Annotated in this window: 22 protein-coding genes; 7 read left to right on the forward strand and 15 right to left on the reverse strand. The window is 40.2% G+C overall.

Going from position 1 to position 19,612, the window contains the following annotated elements; all coding sequences use genetic code 11:
• Window positions 1-26: 26 nt before the first annotated feature.
• The 5 genes from ltaS to ERX37_RS08445 all read right to left on the reverse strand — a co-directional run bounded on the left by ltaS (window position 27) and on the right by ERX37_RS08445 (window position 5,568).
• Window positions 27-1,967: a polyglycerol-phosphate lipoteichoic acid synthase LtaS gene (gene ltaS / locus ERX37_RS08425; protein ID WP_133430230.1), complete on the reverse strand. Its 1,941-nt coding sequence runs from the start codon at window positions 1,965-1,967 to the stop codon at window positions 27-29.
• A 190-nt stretch (window positions 1,968-2,157) separates the two neighbouring features.
• A complete protein-coding gene (locus ERX37_RS08430; RefSeq protein WP_133430231.1) occupies window positions 2,158-3,024 on the reverse strand; it encodes a 5-oxoprolinase subunit C family protein in 867 nt (288 codons plus the stop codon).
• Window positions 3,025-3,067: 43 nt separating this feature from the next.
• Window positions 3,068-3,280, reverse strand: coding sequence for a hypothetical protein (locus ERX37_RS08435; protein ID WP_133430232.1), 213 nt, complete (start codon window positions 3,278-3,280; stop codon window positions 3,068-3,070).
• A 42-nt stretch (window positions 3,281-3,322) separates the two neighbouring features.
• On the reverse strand, window positions 3,323-5,011 hold the full coding sequence (pabB, locus tag ERX37_RS08440; protein WP_133430233.1) for an aminodeoxychorismate synthase component I: 1,689 nt from the start codon (window positions 5,009-5,011) through the stop codon (window positions 3,323-3,325).
• Window positions 5,008-5,568, reverse strand: a complete 561-nt coding sequence (locus ERX37_RS08445) for an anthranilate synthase component II (protein WP_133430234.1) — start codon at window positions 5,566-5,568, stop codon at window positions 5,008-5,010. The genes pabB and ERX37_RS08445 overlap by 4 nt, the downstream gene beginning before the upstream one ends.
• Window positions 5,569-5,724: 156 nt before the next feature.
• Between ERX37_RS08445 and queC the strand changes: the two genes are divergently transcribed.
• From queC to ERX37_RS08470, 5 genes are all read left to right on the forward strand, one after another.
• A complete protein-coding gene (gene queC, locus ERX37_RS08450; protein ID WP_133430364.1) occupies window positions 5,725-6,390 on the forward strand; it encodes a 7-cyano-7-deazaguanine synthase QueC in 666 nt (221 codons plus the stop codon).
• Window positions 6,387-6,800 (forward strand): 6-pyruvoyl trahydropterin synthase family protein, encoded by a 414-nt coding sequence (locus ERX37_RS08455; RefSeq protein WP_133430235.1) that lies wholly within the window; start codon window positions 6,387-6,389, stop codon window positions 6,798-6,800. Before queC ends, ERX37_RS08455 begins: the two co-directional genes overlap by 4 nt.
• Window positions 6,797-7,504 (forward strand): 7-carboxy-7-deazaguanine synthase QueE, encoded by a 708-nt coding sequence (gene queE, locus ERX37_RS08460; protein WP_133430236.1) that lies wholly within the window; start codon window positions 6,797-6,799, stop codon window positions 7,502-7,504. Before ERX37_RS08455 ends, queE begins: the two co-directional genes overlap by 4 nt.
• A 105-nt stretch (window positions 7,505-7,609) precedes the next feature.
• The gene (locus ERX37_RS08465; protein WP_133430237.1) at window positions 7,610-7,864 is read left to right on the forward strand and encodes a GlsB/YeaQ/YmgE family stress response membrane protein; all 255 of its coding nucleotides are present in this window, start codon (window positions 7,610-7,612) and stop codon (window positions 7,862-7,864) included.
• 51 nt (window positions 7,865-7,915) lie between these two features.
• Complete coding sequence (locus ERX37_RS08470; protein WP_229713104.1) at window positions 7,916-8,371, forward strand: DUF4385 domain-containing protein; 456 nt, start codon at window positions 7,916-7,918, stop codon at window positions 8,369-8,371.
• 16 nt (window positions 8,372-8,387) lie between these two features.
• Here the strand turns inward: ERX37_RS08470 and ERX37_RS08475 are convergent, their stop codons facing one another.
• Window positions 8,388-9,110 carry a YwiC-like family protein gene (locus ERX37_RS08475; protein WP_133430239.1) on the reverse strand — a complete coding sequence of 241 codons (723 nt, stop codon included), beginning with the start codon at window positions 9,108-9,110 and terminating at the stop codon, window positions 8,388-8,390.
• A 122-nt stretch (window positions 9,111-9,232) separates the two neighbouring features.
• Here ERX37_RS08475 and ERX37_RS08480 point away from each other — a divergent pair, with 122 nt between their 5' ends.
• Window positions 9,233-10,021, forward strand: a complete 789-nt coding sequence (locus ERX37_RS08480) for a TIGR00266 family protein (protein ID WP_133430240.1) — start codon at window positions 9,233-9,235, stop codon at window positions 10,019-10,021.
• Between the two features lie 108 nt (window positions 10,022-10,129).
• On the opposite strand, the gene ERX37_RS08485 is transcribed toward ERX37_RS08480, so the two are convergent.
• From ERX37_RS08485 to ERX37_RS08520, 8 genes are all read right to left on the reverse strand, one after another.
• A complete protein-coding gene (locus ERX37_RS08485) occupies window positions 10,130-10,834 on the reverse strand; it encodes a pseudouridine synthase (protein ID WP_133430241.1) in 705 nt (234 codons plus the stop codon).
• 40 nt (window positions 10,835-10,874) lie between these two features.
• Window positions 10,875-11,180 (reverse strand): DUF3817 domain-containing protein, encoded by a 306-nt coding sequence (locus ERX37_RS08490; protein ID WP_133430242.1) that lies wholly within the window; start codon window positions 11,178-11,180, stop codon window positions 10,875-10,877.
• Complete coding sequence (locus ERX37_RS08495) at window positions 11,180-12,514, reverse strand: hemolysin family protein (protein WP_133430243.1); 1,335 nt, start codon at window positions 12,512-12,514, stop codon at window positions 11,180-11,182. The genes ERX37_RS08490 and ERX37_RS08495 overlap by 1 nt, the downstream gene beginning before the upstream one ends.
• A 122-nt stretch (window positions 12,515-12,636) precedes the next feature.
• Complete coding sequence (locus ERX37_RS08500; RefSeq protein WP_133430244.1) at window positions 12,637-13,410, reverse strand: alpha/beta fold hydrolase; 774 nt, start codon at window positions 13,408-13,410, stop codon at window positions 12,637-12,639.
• A 114-nt stretch (window positions 13,411-13,524) separates the two neighbouring features.
• The gene (locus tag ERX37_RS08505; protein ID WP_133430245.1) at window positions 13,525-15,441 is read right to left on the reverse strand and encodes a PTS fructose transporter subunit IIABC; all 1,917 of its coding nucleotides are present in this window, start codon (window positions 15,439-15,441) and stop codon (window positions 13,525-13,527) included.
• A 17-nt stretch (window positions 15,442-15,458) separates the two neighbouring features.
• The gene (gene pfkB / locus ERX37_RS08510) at window positions 15,459-16,361 is read right to left on the reverse strand and encodes a 1-phosphofructokinase (protein WP_133430246.1); all 903 of its coding nucleotides are present in this window, start codon (window positions 16,359-16,361) and stop codon (window positions 15,459-15,461) included.
• A 1-nt stretch (window position 16,362) separates the two neighbouring features.
• Window positions 16,363-17,100, reverse strand: a complete 738-nt coding sequence (locus ERX37_RS08515; protein WP_133430247.1) for a DeoR/GlpR family DNA-binding transcription regulator — start codon at window positions 17,098-17,100, stop codon at window positions 16,363-16,365.
• 139 nt (window positions 17,101-17,239) lie between these two features.
• Entirely contained in the window at window positions 17,240-18,139 is a 900-nt protein-coding gene (locus ERX37_RS08520) for a CobW family GTP-binding protein (protein ID WP_229713105.1), read from the reverse strand.
• A gap of 158 nt (window positions 18,140-18,297) precedes the next feature.
• Here ERX37_RS08520 and ERX37_RS08525 point away from each other — a divergent pair, with 158 nt between their 5' ends.
• A complete protein-coding gene (locus tag ERX37_RS08525) occupies window positions 18,298-18,738 on the forward strand; it encodes a MarR family winged helix-turn-helix transcriptional regulator (protein WP_133430249.1) in 441 nt (146 codons plus the stop codon).
• A 25-nt stretch (window positions 18,739-18,763) separates the two neighbouring features.
• Here ERX37_RS08525 and ERX37_RS08530 read toward each other — a convergent pair whose 3' ends face one another.
• Window positions 18,764-19,609 (reverse strand): DegV family protein, encoded by an 846-nt coding sequence (locus ERX37_RS08530; RefSeq protein WP_133430250.1) that lies wholly within the window; start codon window positions 19,607-19,609, stop codon window positions 18,764-18,766.
• Between the last annotated feature and the right edge of the window lie 3 nt (window positions 19,610-19,612).

Raw genomic sequence — 19,612 nt, forward strand, 5'->3', positions numbered from 1 at the left:
AAGCGATTAGCTTTAAAGGTTTTTTCTTATTTAGTCGGGCTTACCGTCCCGTTCTTATATTGAAAATCTGCAGGATTCACTTTTTTGAAGTCTTTATTGTCATAGAAACGAAGTAAATCACCGTTCATCAGACTATCAGACATTTCCAGTTCTGTTGTGACTGTATTTTTGATTTTCGCAGCCTGTTCTAATATTTGCTTATCTTTTACAGGTTCATTCGTTACATTATCATACACCGTGCCATTAACGGATTTAAACGTCGGTGTAATATAGTCACCGTTGCGGAAAATAACTGTCTGATTATGTTTCTGAGACAGTAAATCAGTCCCGAATATCACGTAAGGTTTTGCATCGATTCCCACTAGATGAAGAATCGTCGGCATAACATCAATCTGACTCGCATATGTTGAATCAACATGCCCTTTTATGCCTGGTACTTTCAGGAAAAGACCTGTACGCTGTAAATCCATAAAGTTAACGGGAGTAATATTTTCACCGAGGAATTTGCCCATGCCTTCATTATGATTTTCTGAGATACCGTAGTGATCACCGTAAATCATAATCACTGAATTATCATAGAGACCTTCTTTTTTAAGATCAGAAATGAACTGTTTAACTGATTCATCTAAATAGCGTGCTGTCTGGATATAGCCATCAACTGTTTTATCACCCGTATTAGGAGATTCTATTGTGGCATCTTCAGGTGTAAGCGTAAATGGATAATGATTCGTCAGTGTAATAAGGTGAGAATAGAAAGGCTGTTTCTCAGCTTTTAGATAAGGAATCGATTCCTTGAAGAATTCTTTATCTTTAAGACCTAAGTTTTCTAGATTCTCTTCTCTCATATCGTAATACGTTGCATCATAAAATTTGTTGATACCGAAACGTTTATAAATCTGATCACGATTCCAGAATGTTTTGTAATCACCATGCATCACTGAAGTCGAATAGTTCTGTTTTTGATTCAGGATAGCGGGTAGTGACTGGAAGGTATTATCACTTTTTAATGAGAATGCAGATCCTTGCTGCAAACCATACATACTGTTATCCATTGCGAGTTCGGCATCACTTGTTTTGCCCTGTCCTGTTGAATGGAAGAAGTTATTATAATAGATGAAATCTTGATTGCCGGTTGCCAGCTGGTTCAGGAAAGGTGTAACTTCCTTACCATTTACTTTCTTACCGATCATCACTGTTTGAAAGCTTTCAAGATGAATTTTAATAATATTCTTTTCTTTAGCAATGCCAAAGTACTGCTTGTTCGGCTCTGCATATTTCGTTTTTGTATAGGATTGCAGGCGTGTCAGGTCATCAGCGCTAGCCATCGCTTTCTGCTGATTATTCTGAATCGTTTTAACACCATCATAAATAGTAAAGTTATAAGGTCCTAAATATTTCACTAAATATTTATGGTCGAATGTACGTGTTAACAGTTCAGGACGATCCATTTCAGCGAATGCCAGGTTGATAAAGAATAAAGCGATAGATGCACCCATCAATACGGGTACAAATTTACGTTTAAAGGATTTCAGAGATAGCGCATCTCTTTTCACTGTTAGTAAAATCAGATAGAAAACAGTATCCAGGAAATAAACGAAATCATACCACTGGAAAGAACTCCATAATGCGCCGGACATAGATTCGACATTGCTGACTTGGTTCAATGTACTGAAAGTCAGGAAGTCAGAGAAAAATCTGAAGTAGACGACGTTGCTATAAAGAAGTATCGTTAATAGCGTCCCGCCTGTAAAAATAAACCAGAATCCTTTTTTGCCTTTAAAAAACAGTAACGCACTTAGTACCAGTGCAATTAAACTGTAGGGATTCAATAACAGAATCAAATTCTGGACGATCCCTTTGACTCCGAGTGACAAGTCAACATAATACGCAAAATAAGTCTTCAGTGATACAGTCAGGACCATCATCAGGAAGAAGACAAAAATCGTTATTTTATTCTTTTTAATCATTCATATTCCAACCCCATTCTTGTTGCAGTTCAATCGTTAATTTACATAAAATTAATGTTCTTATTTCAAATTTAATATTCATCGCTTCAATATACTAATTTAACTCTTTACGTCTTCGGAAGCAAATAAAAAATAGCAGACTCGCTATTTTTTGTGTAATATGTGAACTATTTTTGTCCATATTCTGATATTAGACATCAACATAAGATTTAAGTTTATAGGAAAGATGCATCAACAGGCTTTTAAGCCAGTTTTCATATGAAGCATAACGCTGTTCATATTCTTCCTCGCTCACATTTTTGAAGATTAATTTAGAACCCGGTCGTTTCTGTACAAGTTTAGAGAAGTGATAAGGTGCCACTTGCGCCACCGCCTGCTGCCCCTCTGTATGCTCAAGAACAATACGCAGCTTTTGATTGGCTGTCACCTGAATAGAACCCGGTTCCAGCTGCGCAGTTGGACGTTCTCTATCATAAATAGCTGTCCCTTCAATGACATAACTTCCCCGACTTAAAAAGCGTGTCACTTCAAATACTTCATCATCCGGTATGTCGATTGCTGCACCTGGACGTATATGAAATATATCCGAGTAATAAACCCTGGAAAGTGAATAATAATCCACACCCCATGGACATGCGTGATCCACCATCAGGCGATGTATCAGTTTTTTCTGTATATCACTATAGTGATGAGCGAGTTTAAAGACCGCACCTGTTTCGATTGGTTGATCCCTCACATCTTCAATGACTCCTCCACCGACTGCAAGATAAACCCTTGTCCCTTTAGCTGCACGTCTGAAATGTAGTGTTTCGCCCTTATTGATCAAGTAAGGTTTGTACATTTCAACATCCCGCTCTGAAGTATATGCATGATAGTCCGCACCTGCAAGCGCAATAAGGGTCTGTTCTTCAAAATAAATAGCGGCAGGTACAACAGCCATTTCAAAAGTAGGTACATCATATTCATTGCCTACTAATGCATTCGCTATTGTATGGGATAATCGATCATTTTTTGCTGTTTGCAGAGTCGTATATAAACCTGACTGTTCAAAGATCATAAAGAAACCTCTCTTTATTCAGAATAAGCTGCAACTGTTTATCTTAATGATGATAGAACATGTTAAGAAGACTCATCAATTCTTCTCTCATGCTGTAAATAATGACACCGACAATAAGCACAGCAGAAAACATAGCTGTATAAAGCCATATCAAGGCATTCTTCTTGTTGCCTGATTTCAGCATGGCAATAACGCTCTGATTGCAATAATAAATCCAGACGCTTAAACCGATGATAAGTAATAAGGTGATAATCATAATGTTCTCCTATCGCTCTCAAGTAAGATGTTGATATCTATTTTACGCTTTTATACAAAACTTTTCCATGTTTTGTTGTTGAATTTCAATCGGCACCCATTCTCTTAACGAGTTGATCATCCAGATAGACTCGATTTCATGCAATTCTTCAACGTATAATTCCCGGCGTGCTATTTTATTTTGTGCGAGCAGCGCTGCCTGCATACAGCCAGGCAGCTGTAAATCAGTTGCTGGTGTATATAATTGACCTTGATAAGCGTATACAACGTTACCGATATTGAATTCAATTATTTTCTGATCTCCATCATAATAGAGGGCAAGGTACCCCTCTTCTGTTTTATAGTGTTGACGATGAGAGGTTTTATGCTGACGCCAGATGTGCTCACTCTTGCCCATGGGCAGCAATACTGCCTGCTGTAACTGAGTTTCCGGCAGTGTTCGTTCTTCTGCCGATATATACCCATCATAAACAGCTAGTCGATAACAGCCTTCTCCTCGTTTTGTGAATAAATGATTCAACAAGTCTTCATTATATATAAAATCAAACTGTGCCAGACTATTCAGCAGGCGACGCAGATGAAAGTTTTTACGTCGTATTCCTTCACTATCTACTCGCATCGTTTCAATGAGATGAAAATCCTGATATGACGCCAGCTGTCTCAGTATCCTTGTTTTCATCACCATCTCTTCAAATTCGAGTTCCGCCTCTGAGTCAATTGTGATACCGCCACCTACACCATAGACCATCTTTCTGCCTTGTTTTTCGATTGTTCGAATCGGTACATTAAAAACGGCGATATCTGGTGTCATTATTCCGATAGTACCACAGTAGATGCCGCGATGTGTCTCCAGTTCATCGATGATAGACATTGTACTGATTTTTGGAGCACCTGTAATAGAACCACACGGGAAAAGTGCCTTTAATATATCAAATAAACCATACGCCGGTTCAATTAGTGCTTCTACCGTTGATGTCATCTGAAAAACAGTCGGATATTTCTCAATATCGAATAACGCTGGGACATGCACTGAATTTTTTCTTGCTATTCTACTCAAATCATTGCGCAGTAAATCAACAATCATCACATTTTCCGCCTGATCTTTTTTGGACGCTTTTAGCTGGAGATAATGTGCTTCATCGACCTCAGGATCAACGTGACGACTGAGTGTCCCTTTCATAGGTTTAGTCTGAATAACGCTGCTCGTTTTATCATATTTAAAGAACAGCTCCGGCGATATACTGATGATGGCGTGATCCTCATCTTCAATAAAGGCACAGTAATCACCATTGCTCATTTCAGTCAACTTGCAGTAAAGTGCATAAGCGTCGATATCCGCTTCCGCTTTTAATCTTGTCGTATAATTCACCTGATAAGTATCACCTTGACGAATTCTTTCCTGAATATAGCGTATATCATTCTCAATTTTTTCTTTTGTTTCTGTGAAAGCGAATTTAATAGGTGTATCAAGCGCGACATGTGCGAACGGTCCAACTGTTTCATTAAACACATAAAACTTCGCATAACAACTGCTGTCTTTTACTTTCATCAATGATGAAAATGCCCGTGCCGCTTCATAATTTAAATAACCGACAACAAAACACGATGCACTTCTCTTCTCCGCTTCATGAATGACATTTTCAACTTCCTCCAATGTGTAAGCAGTCAGCACTTCAAGTGGGTTTGCAAAGTAAAGTGTACCCACCTCTTTAAATTGTATACATGCTCTCATCGTCTACACATCCTCATAAATTGTTGAAATTGCGCATGTCCTTCTTCAGTCAATATAGACTCAGGATGATATTGCACACCTTCTATTAAATAATCGCGATGTCTGATTGCCATTATGATATCATCCGCAGTCGCGGAAACCTCGAGACAGTCAGGCAATTCGGTTGCCTGCAGTGAATGATAACGTGCGACATTCAGTGGTGACTTCAAATTCATATAGATTCCTTTACCGTCATGATGGATAGACGCTGTATGACCATGGACCGGCTGCCTTTTTTCCACTTTACCTCCAAATGCAGTGACAATCGTCTGAAACCCTAAGCAGATACCCAGTATCGGAATCTGTCCCGCAAATGTCCGGATGACTTCAAGCGTAAGGGTCGCATCTACCGGGTGTCCCGGTCCCGGAGATAGAAGAATTCCTTCCGGCTGCATTTCACGGATGTCTTCAGTCGACAGTTGATGAGGTTGTCGCACGATGATACTTTCGTTCATCCCTTCTATATAATGAACAATATTATAGGTAAATGAATCATAATGATCTATCATTAAAAACATGAGTTCACTCCGTCGCATTAATTTATTTCTTTTAGTATAGCTTTTTTTCTGCTACAATGAGTAACGAATTGAATAAGAGGTTCCTAGCGCATACCCTCTATAAAAAACTAGTCAGACATCTTGCTAGGGTAAAGGTGTCTTTTTTTATTGAAAAGGATGATAAATATGAATTTAAAAAGTAATAAAGCTCTCGTTGTCTTCAGTGGCGGCCAGGATAGTACGACTTGTCTATTTCATGCACTGGAACATTACGATGAAGTCGAACTCGTTACCTTTAACTATGGTCAACGACATGCGCTGGAAATTAAAGTTGCAAAGTCCATCGCAAAAGAACAAGGATTAAAACATCACGTTCTTGATATGTCTCTATTGTCACAACTGGCGCCCAATGCCCTAACAGATCACCATATGCAGATTGAAGACGATGAGATACCCAATACGTTCGTTCCTGCCCGTAATTTACTGTTCATGAGTTTTGCAGCGGCACTAGCCTATCAGATAGAAGCAAAACATATCATTACAGGTGTCTGCGAAACCGACTTCTCCGGTTATCCGGACTGTCGCGATATCTTCATTAAATCCTTGAACGTGACTATCAATCTGTCAATGGACCAGGATTTCGTTATCCATACCCCACTCATGTGGCTTGATAAAAAACAGACTTGGGCGCTTGCTGATTCGCTCGGTCAACTTGATTATATCAGAAATAATACACTGACCTGCTATGAGGGTATCATGACAGATGGCTGCGGTGAGTGTCCAAGCTGCAAACTTAGAAATGCAGGACTTAAAGCTTATCTTACAGAAAGAGGTGCCAGATGATTCCACAACTTTATCCCCAAGTTCCTCATAATTATATATTTGAACTGAATAAGGACATGAACTTTTCAAGTGCTCACTATATTCCTGATGAACGAGCAGGAGCGTGTGCACGTGTTCACGGTCACACCTATTTCCTTAATCTTACCATCGGAGGCAATGAACTTGATGAGCTGGGCTTCCTGATCAATTTCAGTGAACTGAAGCAACTGATTCACGGTCGCTTTGATCATCAATTGCTGAATGAACTGCCAGAACTTGCAGGACGGATACCGTCTACTGAAAAGATGGCTGAGCTCATTCACGAACTTGTGCAGTCTCATCTGAATACATTGCCAAATCAGCCACAATGTCTGCAAGTTTTTTTAAGAGAAACGCCGACTAGCTACGTCGTTTATAGAGGTGCAAAATGATTCCTGTTATGGAGATATTCGGTCCCACTATACAAGGGGAAGGTATTGTTATCGGCCGCAAAACGATGTTTGTCCGTACAGCAGGCTGCGATTTCAGATGCAGCTGGTGCGATTCCAAGTTTACATGGGACGGCACGATGAAAGATGAGATACGGATGATGACAGCTGAAGAAATTTACGGTGAACTCCGCGCTGCGGGAGGTCAGTCATTTAATCACGTGACATTATCAGGCGGCAATCCCGCATTAATCAAAGATTTAGGTCAATTGATCGACCTCCTTCATCTTGAAGGCTGTCAGGTTGCACTTGAAACACAAGGATCGAAATATCAGGACTGGATGAATCGTATCGACCAACTGACAATCAGTCCTAAGCCCCCTTCTTCAACTATGAATCAGGACTTGGATAAGCTGGACGACATCATCAGTCAACTCGATACCGATAAAATCAATTTGAAAGTCGTGGTTTTTGAAGAAACAGATTATCAGTTTGCAAAAAAGATTCATCACTGTTATCCTCAGCTCCCGTTCTACATTCAGGTCGGTAATCCTTATCTGGATGATAGCGTCGATAACCATACAGAGAAATTACTGCACCGATATGAAGCATTGATTGACCGCGTCATGGCGGATGATGAGATGAATAATGTGTATGTTACACCCCAGTTACACACTCTTCTATGGAGTAATCAAAAAGGCGTCTAAAAAAATTTAAATGTTTTTGTTTATGCCCTGTATAGCTGGGTAAATATAAATCATAAGCGATACAGTCTTATTTCTTAAATTTATATTTCGAGGAGGAAACATACTATGGGCTTTATTTTAATGTTAATCATGGGTGGTCTGATTGGTTGGATTGCAGGCATGATCATGGGTACTGATATTCCAGGTGGAAAAATCGGTAATATCATCGCAGGTTTACTTGGTGCTTCAATTGGTGGTACTTTACTTGGCCACTGGGGTCCTGAAATCTGGGGCGTTTACATCTTACCAGCATTAGTAGGTACTATTCTTTTAATCGCTATCGTATCTATCGTATTAGGTATGATGCACAAACGTCGTTAAGAGTTAAATGAGGAGCCGTTTATACGGCTCCTTTTTGTATTAGGAGGAATAGTGATGTTTAATTATGATCTTGATTTTGACTCCATTAATTTCCGCGAACAGCCTGAACTTTATGATATCGGGCGTGGCGAGCAAGGTGTATTGCTCGTTCAACCCTATAAAAGCGAAATTCTCCCTCACTGGCGTTTTAAAACGCCTGAAATTGCACAAGACTCAGCTGAAAAGATATACGATTTATATTTAAATTATAAGAAAGAACATGATTTTGTGGGTATGGATATGACTCGTAAATTCATACAGATGGGCTATACACGTGCTATGCGTTATGCCCATCACAAAAGTGGTAAAAAATATGCTGAAAATGGTTCAGTTTATTTAAACAATGAATCTCCCGAAAAAAGGGAGTCTGCACTCATCTTCAAAGGCTACTGGGATAAAATTCGTGCCGATGAAGAATACTTAGCGATGAAAAAAGAACATAAAGAGAAGCACAGTAAAAAACGATGACCCGAGTCATCGTTTTTTATTTCATCATAAAATAGAAAGCTACAAATAAAGTAATAAAGCATGCATTAGCAATTTCCACAATACCGATTTTCATCGGCTTATAATTTTTACCGTAGAATGCAACTGCACGGATAAAACTTGGTATCATAGCAAGCCCCAGCAGCAGATGGATCCTGAACCCTAGAATTACAAGCAGCAGGTGATAACTAAATGACAGCCACTTATATTTAATGTTTTTCTTCTCCCGTATCATCGTCTTGACGTATAATATTGTGCCGAGAAAATATAGAAAACTAAAGATAAACACTTTTAACATCTGTAAATCCATCTGACCTTTACCAATGAAATAACTGATACATCCTGCTATTGAGAAAATAACGACCGCACTAATATCATTCATAACGTGACGCTCATTACGATTTTTTGCAAACATCAGATTGATATAGCCAAATGGCAGCATAATTAAAAAGAAAACAATAAGTACAGGCTGATGGTTGACGACAATCAACAGCGCTAATGCAGCCAGACACGCCAGCAATCCGGCCATCTTCACATAACCTATCTGTTTCTTGCGCTGTTTGACGTATAGCAGTAGATGATCAGTTGCGAAAAATACTAAAAACCAGCCAATGATAAACGGAATATGATACAACGAGAACTGTCCCGCAAATATACCAAATAAAAAAGGCATGATAAGCATCGCCCATGCGCCGTGCTGGTTAGGTTTTTTAAATTTCATTTCTTTCACCTCGATTTTATTATACTAAAGATACATTTTAAATACTTCTTATATTATTAACAACTTTGTGGCGAATGAGGTAATGAATTGTTATACTGGAGAAAAAAGGGAGATGTTAAGAGATGAACAACCATGAAATAGATTATAAAATTTACGGTGACGATATTCAGTATGTTGAGATTGAGCTTGATCCTGATGAAACGGTTGTATCTGAAGCAGGCAGTATGATGATGGTTCACCCAAATATTGAACTTGCTACTATATTTGGAGATGGTTCATCTCAAGGTGGTTTCATGGATAAATTATTCTCAGCTGGTAAACGTACTTTAACAGGTGAAAGCTTGTTTATGACAACCTTCACCAATCGCGGTCATCAAAAAGAACATGTTTATCTGGCAGCACCCTATCCAGGGAAAATTATCCCGTTAGATTTAAGCCGCTTAAATGGTGAATTTATTTGTCAGAAGGATGCATTTCTGGCCTCTGCCAAAGGTGTTGCAGTTGATATCGCATTTCAGAAGAAAATCGGTGTCGGATTTTTTGGTGGTGAAGGCTTTATCATGCAGCGACTGACTGGAGACGGTATGGCATTCATCCATGCAGGGGGGGCCATTATTGAACGTCATCTGCAACCGGGTGAAGTGCTGCAGGTAGATACAGGATGTCTTGTCGGTATGACCTCCAGTGTTCATTATGATATTGAGCGTATACCTGGTATTAAAACTAAACTTTTCGGGGGTGAAGGTCTTTGGTTCGCCAGACTCGAAGGACCAGGTACAGTTTATATACAATCTCTGCCATTCTCAAGACTCGCAAGTCGAGTATTTGCTGCCGCACCAGGCGGAGCAAATTCCGGTCGCGGTGAAGGCAGCGCACTAGGCGGTCTCTTTGACATGCTGGGCGGCGAATAGCACATATATGATTATGGGACTTTCAAATAGCCTCTCATCATCGAAAGTCCCATAATCATATTAAAGAAGCCGCTACCCTTATAATAAGAGTAGCGGCTTCTTTATATTCTATCTTTTCGGACTGTAATCCAGTTGTCTGAACAGCTCCTCTTTTTCAGCTGCTGTCAGGTCTTTCCATTCCCCTAACTTCAGATCATCCACCACAATATTCATCACTCGGATACGTCTCAACTGACGCACTTCATAGCCCAGCGCTTCACACATCCGTCTGATCTGGCGATTCAGTCCTTGCATCAAGACGATATTGAAGGTGCGATCATTGATACGTGTCACTTTAGCAGGCAATGTTTTTGTATCTAGTATCTCAACACCTTCTGACATCTGTTTAATAAAATCGTCTGTTATTTTTCTATCCACAGAGACGACATATTCTTTCTCATGCTTATTCTCCACTCTCAGAATTTCATTCACAATATCTCCGTCATTCGTCAGTAGAATCAGACCTTCTGAATCTTTATCCAGTCGGCCGATGTGAAATATCCGCTCTGAATGATTAACGAAATCGACAATATTACCTTTAATATGTCGTTCTGTAGTTGAAGTAATTCCACGTGGCTTATTCAGTTTCAGATAAACATAGCCTTTTTCGAGTGTGATGGTCTGATTATCGACTGTGACGTTATCTCCCTCTTCTACTCGGCTTCCTAGTTCAGCCAGTTTCCCGTTAATCTTAACGCGACCGGCATCTATATATTTATCGGCCCCTCGTCGTGAGGTGATACCTGATTCTGATAAATATTTATTGATTCTCATATACTAACCTCCAAAAAAAGAGAGACATATGTCTCTCTCATTAGCTTAAATAATAAAGCGAGCGTTTGTAATAATGATCAAACACAAAGGTACCAAATGGCAGGAATGCGACTATAATAGAAGCGACCAGCCAAGTCGGTCTCCATTTCATTCTGATGGTCATCCAGATAACCATCAGAATATAAAGCGTAAATAAAGCGCCGTGAATCATGCCGAAAACTGTGACAACTTCCGGTTTTCCGGCCATATACTTAAGCGGCATTGCAATAAAGAATAGGATTAACAGTGACAGACCTTCCAGATAACCGAAGAAGCGGAATAAACTATTTAACGTTGCATTCTGCATTAATCCATCACTTCTTCCACGTCTTCTCTTGCAGCATTGAAGTTTCTATGAAGAGCGACTTGCTTAATCTGATGGTTCTCTGCATCCAGCACAATCCATTTATCGAAGTAAGTATCTACATAACCATCTTTATCAATATCTGGATTCTGTGCCTGCATCCAGCCACCAATGGTATCAATATCATCAGACTCCTCAAAATTGATACCAAATTGTTCTTCAATATCGGCTAATAATACGCGACCATTAATCTGGTAAGTATCATCACCAGTCTTAATAATATCATTTACTTCGTCGTCATCAAATTCATCACGAATTTCTCCGACAATCTCTTCAAGTATATCTTCCATCGTCAGAATACCCGCTGTACCTCCGTACTCATCAATAACAAGTGCGATATGTACACGTTCGCGCTGCATCTTAATCAGCGCATCACTGATACGGGTTACCTCATGGATAAGCGGCAGGTCGTGAATATGCTCTTTAATACGAACTGGATCACCTGAAGCATATTTAGTGAGAAATTCCTTAACGTTGATAAAGCCGATGATATGATCTTTATCCCCATCCTCTGTAACGGGGTAACGTGTAAATTGGTGTTCATTGACCACTTCGAGCAGCTCATTGATATCGAATGGCTGAGTTAATGAAATCATCTGTGTACGTGGTACCATGATATCTTTAGCCAGTCGTTCATCAAATGAGAAAATATTCTGCATATATGCAAGTTCCGTACGATTGATTTCACCACTTTGATAACTCTGTGTCATGATGATTTTGAGTTCGTCCTCACTCATGGCCTGTTCATGCCCTGCCGGCTGTACGCCAACCATTCTTAGAATCAATCTGGCTGTTCCATTCATAGACCAGATAAGGGGCTTCATCAGTATACCAAAATAGTATAAAGGTCTTGAGAAGATAAGTGTCATACGTTCAGCATATTGAATTGCCAGTGACTTAGGTGCAAGTTCTCCAAGTACAACATGCAGAAACGTCACAATAAAGAAACTGAGTGCGATAGTAATCGGTTTTGACATTTCAATAGGTACATGCAGCAGATGAAGAATCGGATGAATAACTGCTTCAAAGGTCGATTCACCAATCCACCCAAGTCCCAGTGCCGTAACCGTAATTCCCAGCTGACAAGCTGACAAGTAGTAATCAAGTTCGTGCACCATGTGCTGAACAAGTTTTGCCGATTTATTACCTTCAGATACTAGCTGATCAATACGAGATAATCTCACCTTTACTAAACTGAACTCTGAGCCTACGAAAAGTGCGGTCATTAAAATTAAAAATGCAAAAATTAAAAGCTTAAGTATGGTCGATATGTCCAATTAATTCCCTGGAATTAGGGATTCACCTCCGAAATATTTTATGACTGTCTATGAAAATAACATTTCTTTTCACAGGCAGTCATTTTTTCACTGATAGATAGTTCTATATTATCACATTTCTCTTACGCATGTTGCATAATAAACTGTCTTGATATCTCATTGAAACTATCTGGCTGGTCAATATTACAGACGTGACCGCAATCTTCAATAATCTCTACTTTAAAGTTGCTATTTTCCTCAGCCACTTTTTTTACGGGCGGTATGAATAAATAATCTTCAGAACCCATTATGAATATAGTAGGTATTTTCTCTGTAGATACTTGCAGATGACTTAAGTAAGGATTGATGAGTTTAGTGAGACTGAACCATTTCACAAACTGTTTCTGACTCATCTTCTTTGCCTCATTGACAAAAGCGAGGCGTGATTCTTCGTGTGCTTTACGCGGCATAATAATATAAGCAAAAAGCTTATACAACAGCATAAACGGGATGACTCGTTTAATTGTACGCCCTAGCCATAATAATAATTTAGTACGAATATCAAGAGCGATAATGGCCCCACCCAGAACGAGAGATTGCACCCGTGTCGGATAACGATCTGCAACGGTCTGCGAAACGATAGTACCTAGACTCATGCCGATTAAATGCATCTTCTCAATCCCGAGATGATCACATACTTCAATCACTTCTTCTGCCAAATGCCCAAACGTATCACCTTTTTTCCACTTATCTTCCTTTGATTTGCCGTGACCCCGTAAGTCCACAAGCAGTATATTAAAATCACGTTTGAAATAGCGGATTTGTTTGTACCAGATTGTTGAGCTTCCACCTGCACCATGAATGAACGTGACCCAAGGTGCGATTTCATCCTTTATATAAGTCTTGTAATATAACATAGGATCATCCTTCTTCATCAATTAACTATAATGTTATAAAATTTACCCCTTTTTTACATTATATAACGTTATAAATCAAAAAACACCCGAACATCCGGATGTTTTCTGATTATATTATTCAGCAGCGGCTTCCGTCACCGCCTCAGCCTGTAGTTCTTCTTCTGTTAATGCCGGTTTAATGAAACCATAGATAAGTGCTGAGACTAATGTACCGATCACTAATGCAAGAAGGAACATCGGCCAGTGTGCTTTATCAAGCCAGATGACGAACATACCACCATGAGGTGCTGGGACACGACATCCAAATGCCATAGCTAATGCACCCGCAGTCGCACTACCTGCGATCATAGATGGAATGACACGGATAGGGTCAGCAGCAGCAAATGGAATTGCACCTTCAGTAATAAATGAAGCCCCCATCACTGCATTAGAAACAGTAGAACCACGTTGTACACGTGTAAATTTACGTCTAAAAATAATCATGGCAAGTGCAATAGCGAGAGGAGGTACCATACCACCGATCATCGCTGCTGTAATCGGTGCATAGTTGCCAGCATCAATCGCAGCAATACCGAATGCATAGGCTGCTTTATTGAATGGACCACCCATATCAATGGCCATCATACCACCTAAAACGAGACCAAGCAGCACAATATTCGTACCACTCATATCGTTGAGTGTTGTGGTCAGTAAATCATTTAACCATTTTGCTGGCGGATTGACCAAGTAATACATAATCAAACCTGTCAGGCCGACACCTAGAACTGGATATAATAAAGTCGGTTTAATACCTTCAAGTGCTTGTGGAAGTCCATTGAACAACGCTTTTAAGCCACGTACTAAGTAACCTGCAAGGAAACCGGCTACTAAACCACCGAGGAAGCCTGAACCCCCATGTACTGCCATCAGACCGCCGACCATACCCGGTGCAAGACCTGGTCTATCCGCGATACTGTAGGCAATGAAACCTGCTAAAATCGGAATCATCAGACCAAATGCACCTTCACCGCCACCGATTGTATTCAGTGCTGCAGCAAACGCATTGTACTCTTCGCTCTTAGGATCCGCTGAATGAATGCCCCAGAAGAAGCTAAGTGCAATCAGGATCCCCCCAGCGATAACGAATGGCAGCATATTGGATACACCGCTCATTAAGTGCTTATAAAATCCTTTTCTTTCACCTGAATCACTTGCTTTTGCTTTAGTCGTTGCAGTGAATTTAGGACGTGTATCATCCTGAGCCATCTGAATGAGTTCCTCAGGTCGCTTAATTCCGTCAGCAACAGGGACCATGATGACATTTTTACCATCAAATCGTGCTGTATCCACATTGACGTCAGCAGCAACGATAATCCCTTTAGCGCGTCTGATTTCATCATCCGTCAGTTTATTTTTGACTCCACCTGAACCGTTCGTCTCTACTTTAATCGGCACACCCATTTTAGCTGCTTTATTTTTCAGTGCATCTGCTGCCATATAAGTATGTGCGATACCTGTCGGACAAGCTGTAACGGCCAGTATTAAATCTTCTGAAGGAGTTGTTGTGACTGGAGCCGCTTCCACTTCTTCTACTTCACTTTCATCATGCTGATCAATAATAGAAAGAATCTGTTCTTTTGAATCTGCATTCAGCAGTTGTGCACGGACGTCTTCATTCATCAGTATGCCTGATAATTTAGCCAGCGCATCTAAGTGAGTCTGTGCGCCTCCAGCAGGTGCTGCAATCATAAAGAAGAGATGAGCTGGCGCCCCGTCAAGAGATTCATAATCAACACCAGGCTTCGATTTACCAAATGCGATAGCAGGTGTCTGGACAGCATCAGTCTTTGCGTGAGGAATTGCAATCCCTTCTCCAATACCCGTTGTACTCTGTGCTTCGCGCGCATGAATAGCTTTACGGTATTCATCACGATCATTCAGCTTGCCTGCATTCCATAATGTATCCACTAATTCATCAATAACCTGGTCTTTTGTAGCTGCGTTTAAATCCATTGCAATTGTAGACTTCGTCAATAATTCTGTAATTCTCATCATATTAACCTCCCTAATTAAATAATCGTCAATTGGACGTTCGGTAATATCTGTTGAATCTGTTCATCTGTCGCCAAATCTTCTGTGAAAGCAGTAGCAGTTCCCGATGCAACTGCTAATTTAAAGCTATCAGAAAGAGATAATCCCCGTTCACGGCCGGCCAGCATCCCTGCAACAGTTGAATCACCCGACCCCACTGTGTTCACGACTCTGCCACTTGGCACTTGCGCTTTATAGACTAAACTCTCACTGACAAATAATGCACCCTCTCCACCTAATGACACCATTACATTCTGAGCGCCTTGCTGAATCAGCTCTCTCGCTGCTGCTTTGATATCATCATCAGTATGCAGCTGACAATCAAACATCTCCTCAAGCTCTGTTTTATTCGGTTTAATAAAGACCGGATGATATTTCAGCACTGAAAGCAGCAGGTCTTTTTCTGCATCCACGACGAACTGACACTTGCACAGCCGGGCGATATCTTCATAGATATCTGCCTGCATAGAAGAAGGGATACTACCTGCAATCACTAATGTATCTTCCGCTGTCAACTGCTCAATCTGCTTGAATAACTGTGCTGTTTCCGCCTGTGAAATGACAGGACCTGGCGCATTGATTTCTGTTTCGTTGCCGCCCTTTAATTTAATATTAATGCGGGTGTCATCCTGTATCGCCACAAAATCTGTCGCAATCTCTGACTCTTCAAGCTTTTGCTGAATCAATGCGCCTGGGAATCCGCCGATGAAGCCCAGTGCCGTGGATGGTATACCATGTGCCTGCAAGACGCGTGAGACGTTAATCCCTTTCCCACCGGCAAACTTAAAAGTCTTCTGAGAGCGATTCAGTTCACCGAGCTTGATATCATCTGCAAAGACCACATAGTCTACAGAAGGATTTAATGTTAATGTGTAAATCATTTTATCCCACCTTTATAAATTTCTTATATTTTTTAAGATGCACGTTCTGTTCATGCGTAATGATACTTCCTGCCTTAAGCTCTGAAATTGTTGCGAATGTCACATTGCCGAACTTCGATTCATCAGCCAGAAAATAACAGTGAGTACTCTGCTGAATAGCGATTCGTTTTAAAGCTGCTTCCTCTGGGTCTGGTGTGGTGAACCCCTTATCCAGATCTACTCCGTTGACACCGATAAACGCTTTATCAAAATTAAACTGACTTATCATCTTTTTAGCCTCTGCACCGATACTGGCCAGTGTATTATTTTTAATATAGCCACCTGCCATAAAGACTCGAATGCCTTTCTCAATCAATGGTGCAACATGAGTCAATCCGTTTGTGACAACGGTTAAGTGCTGCTGATTTAAATAAGGGATAATAGAAAGGGTAGAGCTGCCCGCATCAAGAAACAGACAATCATGATCTTCAATGAGAGCAGCTGCCTGCTGAGCCATCACCTCTTTCTCATGCACAAAGCGTGTCGTCTTAATCGCCAGATTAGTATCCTGCTTATTATGTACAGAACAGGTTGCACCCCCGTGGACCCGAATCAGTTTTCCTGCTTTTTCAAGGGCAGACAGATCCCGTCTGATAGTAGATTCACTGCTGCCGGTGATTTCCATCAACTGCTGCAAGGAGACTATCTCATGATAATCAAGCAATTCTATAATTTTTTCATGACGCTTAATGGTTAGCATAGCGCCCCTCCTTATCTCCCCTTTAGTATAATGTTACCGTTTACAAATTTCAATCATTTTCTATCAAAAACAATCAAAAACGTTCATATTAATTTAAAAAAATGAAAATCCAGCATCAGGATTTTCATTTAATTAACTGTCAGCTGAATTGCAGTTGATCTAACTGATCGAGTAGCTTACTTTTATCGAGTGATTCACCAATGAGGACTAGTTTCAAAGGCAGTTGCATTTCTTCTGGTTCATATTGTGGTATGCCGTATGAATATTGAAACAGAACCACTTGTGCTGGATTTTCCCGAAACTTAATATATCCTTTAATTCTAAGAATAGAGTCAGGCAGCTGACGCAGCCAGTCCACAAACCGGTGACTGTCAACAGGTGACGTAAAAGCATAAACCATTGACTGAATACCATGGTGAACGTGTCCTACTTGATGATTAACCTCTCCACCGTGAACGAATATTTCCTCTTCTACCTGTGCATATTCAGTCATGCTTATCTTTGCAGCTGCATTAAGTGTTCTAATCTGTTCTTCGCAGCTTATGAGTTCTTCAGCGGTCATCTGATCTTTTTTATTCAGTATGACAGTATGTGCATAACGTATCTGCTCTTCCATCAACTGTCTTGTTGTGATGCTATATCGAGAACGGTTGAGGAATCTCGGACCATCTACCAGTGTGATAATGGATTGTACTTGAATGAAGCTCGTCAATGAAGGGGCCAGACAAGCATCATATATTTCTACCGGATGTGCTACACCTGTTGCTTCTATTATAATAATGTCAGGTTGATAACGATGTCTGATATCATGCAGCTGGACTTCAACGTCACTTTTAAGGTCACAGCAGATACAACCATTGAGCAGTTCATTCATCGGCGTATCTTCTCCTAAGATTTTTGAATCGACATTAAACTGTCCTAATTCATTCATTAAAATAGCGACTTTTTTGTCCTGCCAGTTCATCAGCATATTTCTTAACAAGGTCGTTTTTCCGCTTCCCAAAAAGCCACTTATGATATATAGTTCTATTTTAGTCATCATTTCCTCCAGTTTAATGCACACTTTCATTGTATTTATATGTTTTTTAACTCTCGATGCCTTGAAAAAAATCCCTCTTTATAATAAGGTTATAAAGGATAACTTAATAATTTTAACATATATTCATATCGATCATTATTTTTAAGGCGGAGAATTAAATGTCAGAAAATTTTAAACTCGACAAACAGCTGTGTTTCAGTCTATATAACGCGCAGCGTAAAATGAATCGTTTCTATACTAACAAAGTCTTTAAAGATCATAACCTGACTTATCCACAGTATCTGGTTCTCTCCATCCTTTTTCAAACTTCTCCTGTTAATGTGAAGACACTGGTTGAAGAATTATCACTCGATACTGGCACCATCTCGCCCCTTCTGAAGCGTATGGAAAGCAATGAACTAATTATCCGTGAACGTTCAGAACTTGATCAGAGAGAAGTATTTATACATCTGACTGATAAAAGTCGCAAGCTGCACCCAGCACTGGAGAACTGTAATAAAATTTTTCAGGAAGCTGCTTTACTTACTGATGAGGAAGCAGAGGATTTAAAACATCTTCTGGATAAACTCATCCACAATCTAGATAACGAACAAAAATAACCTGAGCTGAATGCTCAGGTTATTTTTATTCTTTAATCCAGCCTATTGATACAGTACCATAGCCTGTATGCACACTAGCTACAGCAGCCATATACTCTTGATGAATAATGAGTTCAGGATAATCAGCATGTAAACGTTCCACATACTTTCCTGCTTCTACTTTATCACCGGAGTTAAGGACACAAATTTCTTTTAAGTCTTCTTTTTCAATAGCCTCTTCAACAATTTCTATCATACGTTCAAAAACTTTTTTGCGCGTTCGTACTTTCTCATAAGGAATGATTTTACCTTCTTCCAGACTGAGAATCAGCTGAATACTCAATAAGCCTGCAAGAAAACTTTGTGACGCACTAAGACGCCCGCTTCGTCTCACCTGCTGAAGATTTTTCGGCTGTAAATAGAGTGCGGTCTGAGTAGTCAGACTTCTGACATGCTGCACCGCTTCTTCAAAGGTTCCGCCTGCTTCAGTGATTGCCATACCTGCCTGTACCATTTTTTTATACGGGTAGGAACCTGTTCTAGAATCGATCACTTCTACTTTAAGGTCCACTTCCTGACTCGCTGTCAAAGAATTTTGGTAAGAACCTGTCAGTTCACTCGTGGGATGCACTGCAATGACTCTGTCATACCCTTCATCTTTAATTTTATGGTAGGTATCAAGCATTGCCTGAAAATTGGGCTGTGACGACTTTGCACCTTCACCGTACTGTTCAAGCAGGCGATAAAATTCCTCTGATGATAAATTGACTTGATCACTATAACTCACGCCATTCAATATTACACCCATCGGTACAACGAAGAGCGGATGACCTGCAATCTCCTCTTCCGTGAATCCCGCAGCGGTATCGACTAACCATGCAATTCCTGTCATATT

It is taken from the genome of Macrococcus hajekii (genome assembly GCF_004359505.1).
GTDB lineage: Bacteria > Bacillota > Bacilli > Staphylococcales > Staphylococcaceae > Macrococcus > Macrococcus hajekii.

Bases quoted from the DNA above. Each gene is read 5' to 3' on its own strand.
- ltaS (WP_133430230.1), bottom strand. From the start codon at position 1,967: ATGATTAAAAAGAATAAAATAACGATTTTTGTCTTCTTCCTGATGATG.
- ERX37_RS08430 (WP_133430231.1), bottom strand. From the start codon at position 3,024: ATGATCTTTGAACAGTCAGGTTTATATACGACTCTGCAAACAGCAAAA.
- ERX37_RS08435 (WP_133430232.1), bottom strand. From the start codon at position 3,280: ATGATTATCACCTTATTACTTATCATCGGTTTAAGCGTCTGGATTTAT.
- pabB (WP_133430233.1), bottom strand. From the start codon at position 5,011: ATGAGAGCATGTATACAATTTAAAGAGGTGGGTACACTTTACTTTGCA.
- ERX37_RS08445 (WP_133430234.1), bottom strand. From the start codon at position 5,568: ATGTTTTTAATGATAGATCATTATGATTCATTTACCTATAATATTGTT.
- queC (WP_133430364.1), top strand. From the start codon at position 5,725: ATGATAAATATGAATTTAAAAAGTAATAAAGCTCTCGTTGTCTTCAGT.
- ERX37_RS08455 (WP_133430235.1), top strand. From the start codon at position 6,387: ATGATTCCACAACTTTATCCCCAAGTTCCTCATAATTATATATTTGAA.
- queE (WP_133430236.1), top strand. From the start codon at position 6,797: ATGATTCCTGTTATGGAGATATTCGGTCCCACTATACAAGGGGAAGGT.
- ERX37_RS08465 (WP_133430237.1), top strand. From the start codon at position 7,610: ATGGGCTTTATTTTAATGTTAATCATGGGTGGTCTGATTGGTTGGATT.
- ERX37_RS08475 (WP_133430239.1), bottom strand. From the start codon at position 9,110: ATGAAATTTAAAAAACCTAACCAGCACGGCGCATGGGCGATGCTTATC.
- ERX37_RS08480 (WP_133430240.1), top strand. From the start codon at position 9,233: ATGAACAACCATGAAATAGATTATAAAATTTACGGTGACGATATTCAG.
- ERX37_RS08485 (WP_133430241.1), bottom strand. From the start codon at position 10,834: ATGAGAATCAATAAATATTTATCAGAATCAGGTATCACCTCACGACGA.
- ERX37_RS08490 (WP_133430242.1), bottom strand. From the start codon at position 11,180: ATGCAGAATGCAACGTTAAATAGTTTATTCCGCTTCTTCGGTTATCTG.
- ERX37_RS08500 (WP_133430244.1), bottom strand. From the start codon at position 13,410: ATGTTATATTACAAGACTTATATAAAGGATGAAATCGCACCTTGGGTC.
- ERX37_RS08505 (WP_133430245.1), bottom strand. From the start codon at position 15,441: ATGAGAATTACAGAATTATTGACGAAGTCTACAATTGCAATGGATTTA.
- pfkB (WP_133430246.1), bottom strand. From the start codon at position 16,361: ATGATTTACACATTAACATTAAATCCTTCTGTAGACTATGTGGTCTTT.
- ERX37_RS08515 (WP_133430247.1), bottom strand. From the start codon at position 17,100: ATGCTAACCATTAAGCGTCATGAAAAAATTATAGAATTGCTTGATTAT.
- ERX37_RS08520 (WP_229713105.1), bottom strand. From the start codon at position 18,139: ATGACTAAAATAGAACTATATATCATAAGTGGCTTTTTGGGAAGCGGA.
- ERX37_RS08525 (WP_133430249.1), top strand. From the start codon at position 18,298: ATGTCAGAAAATTTTAAACTCGACAAACAGCTGTGTTTCAGTCTATAT.
- ERX37_RS08530 (WP_133430250.1), bottom strand. From the start codon at position 19,609: ATGACAGGAATTGCATGGTTAGTCGATACCGCTGCGGGATTCACGGAA.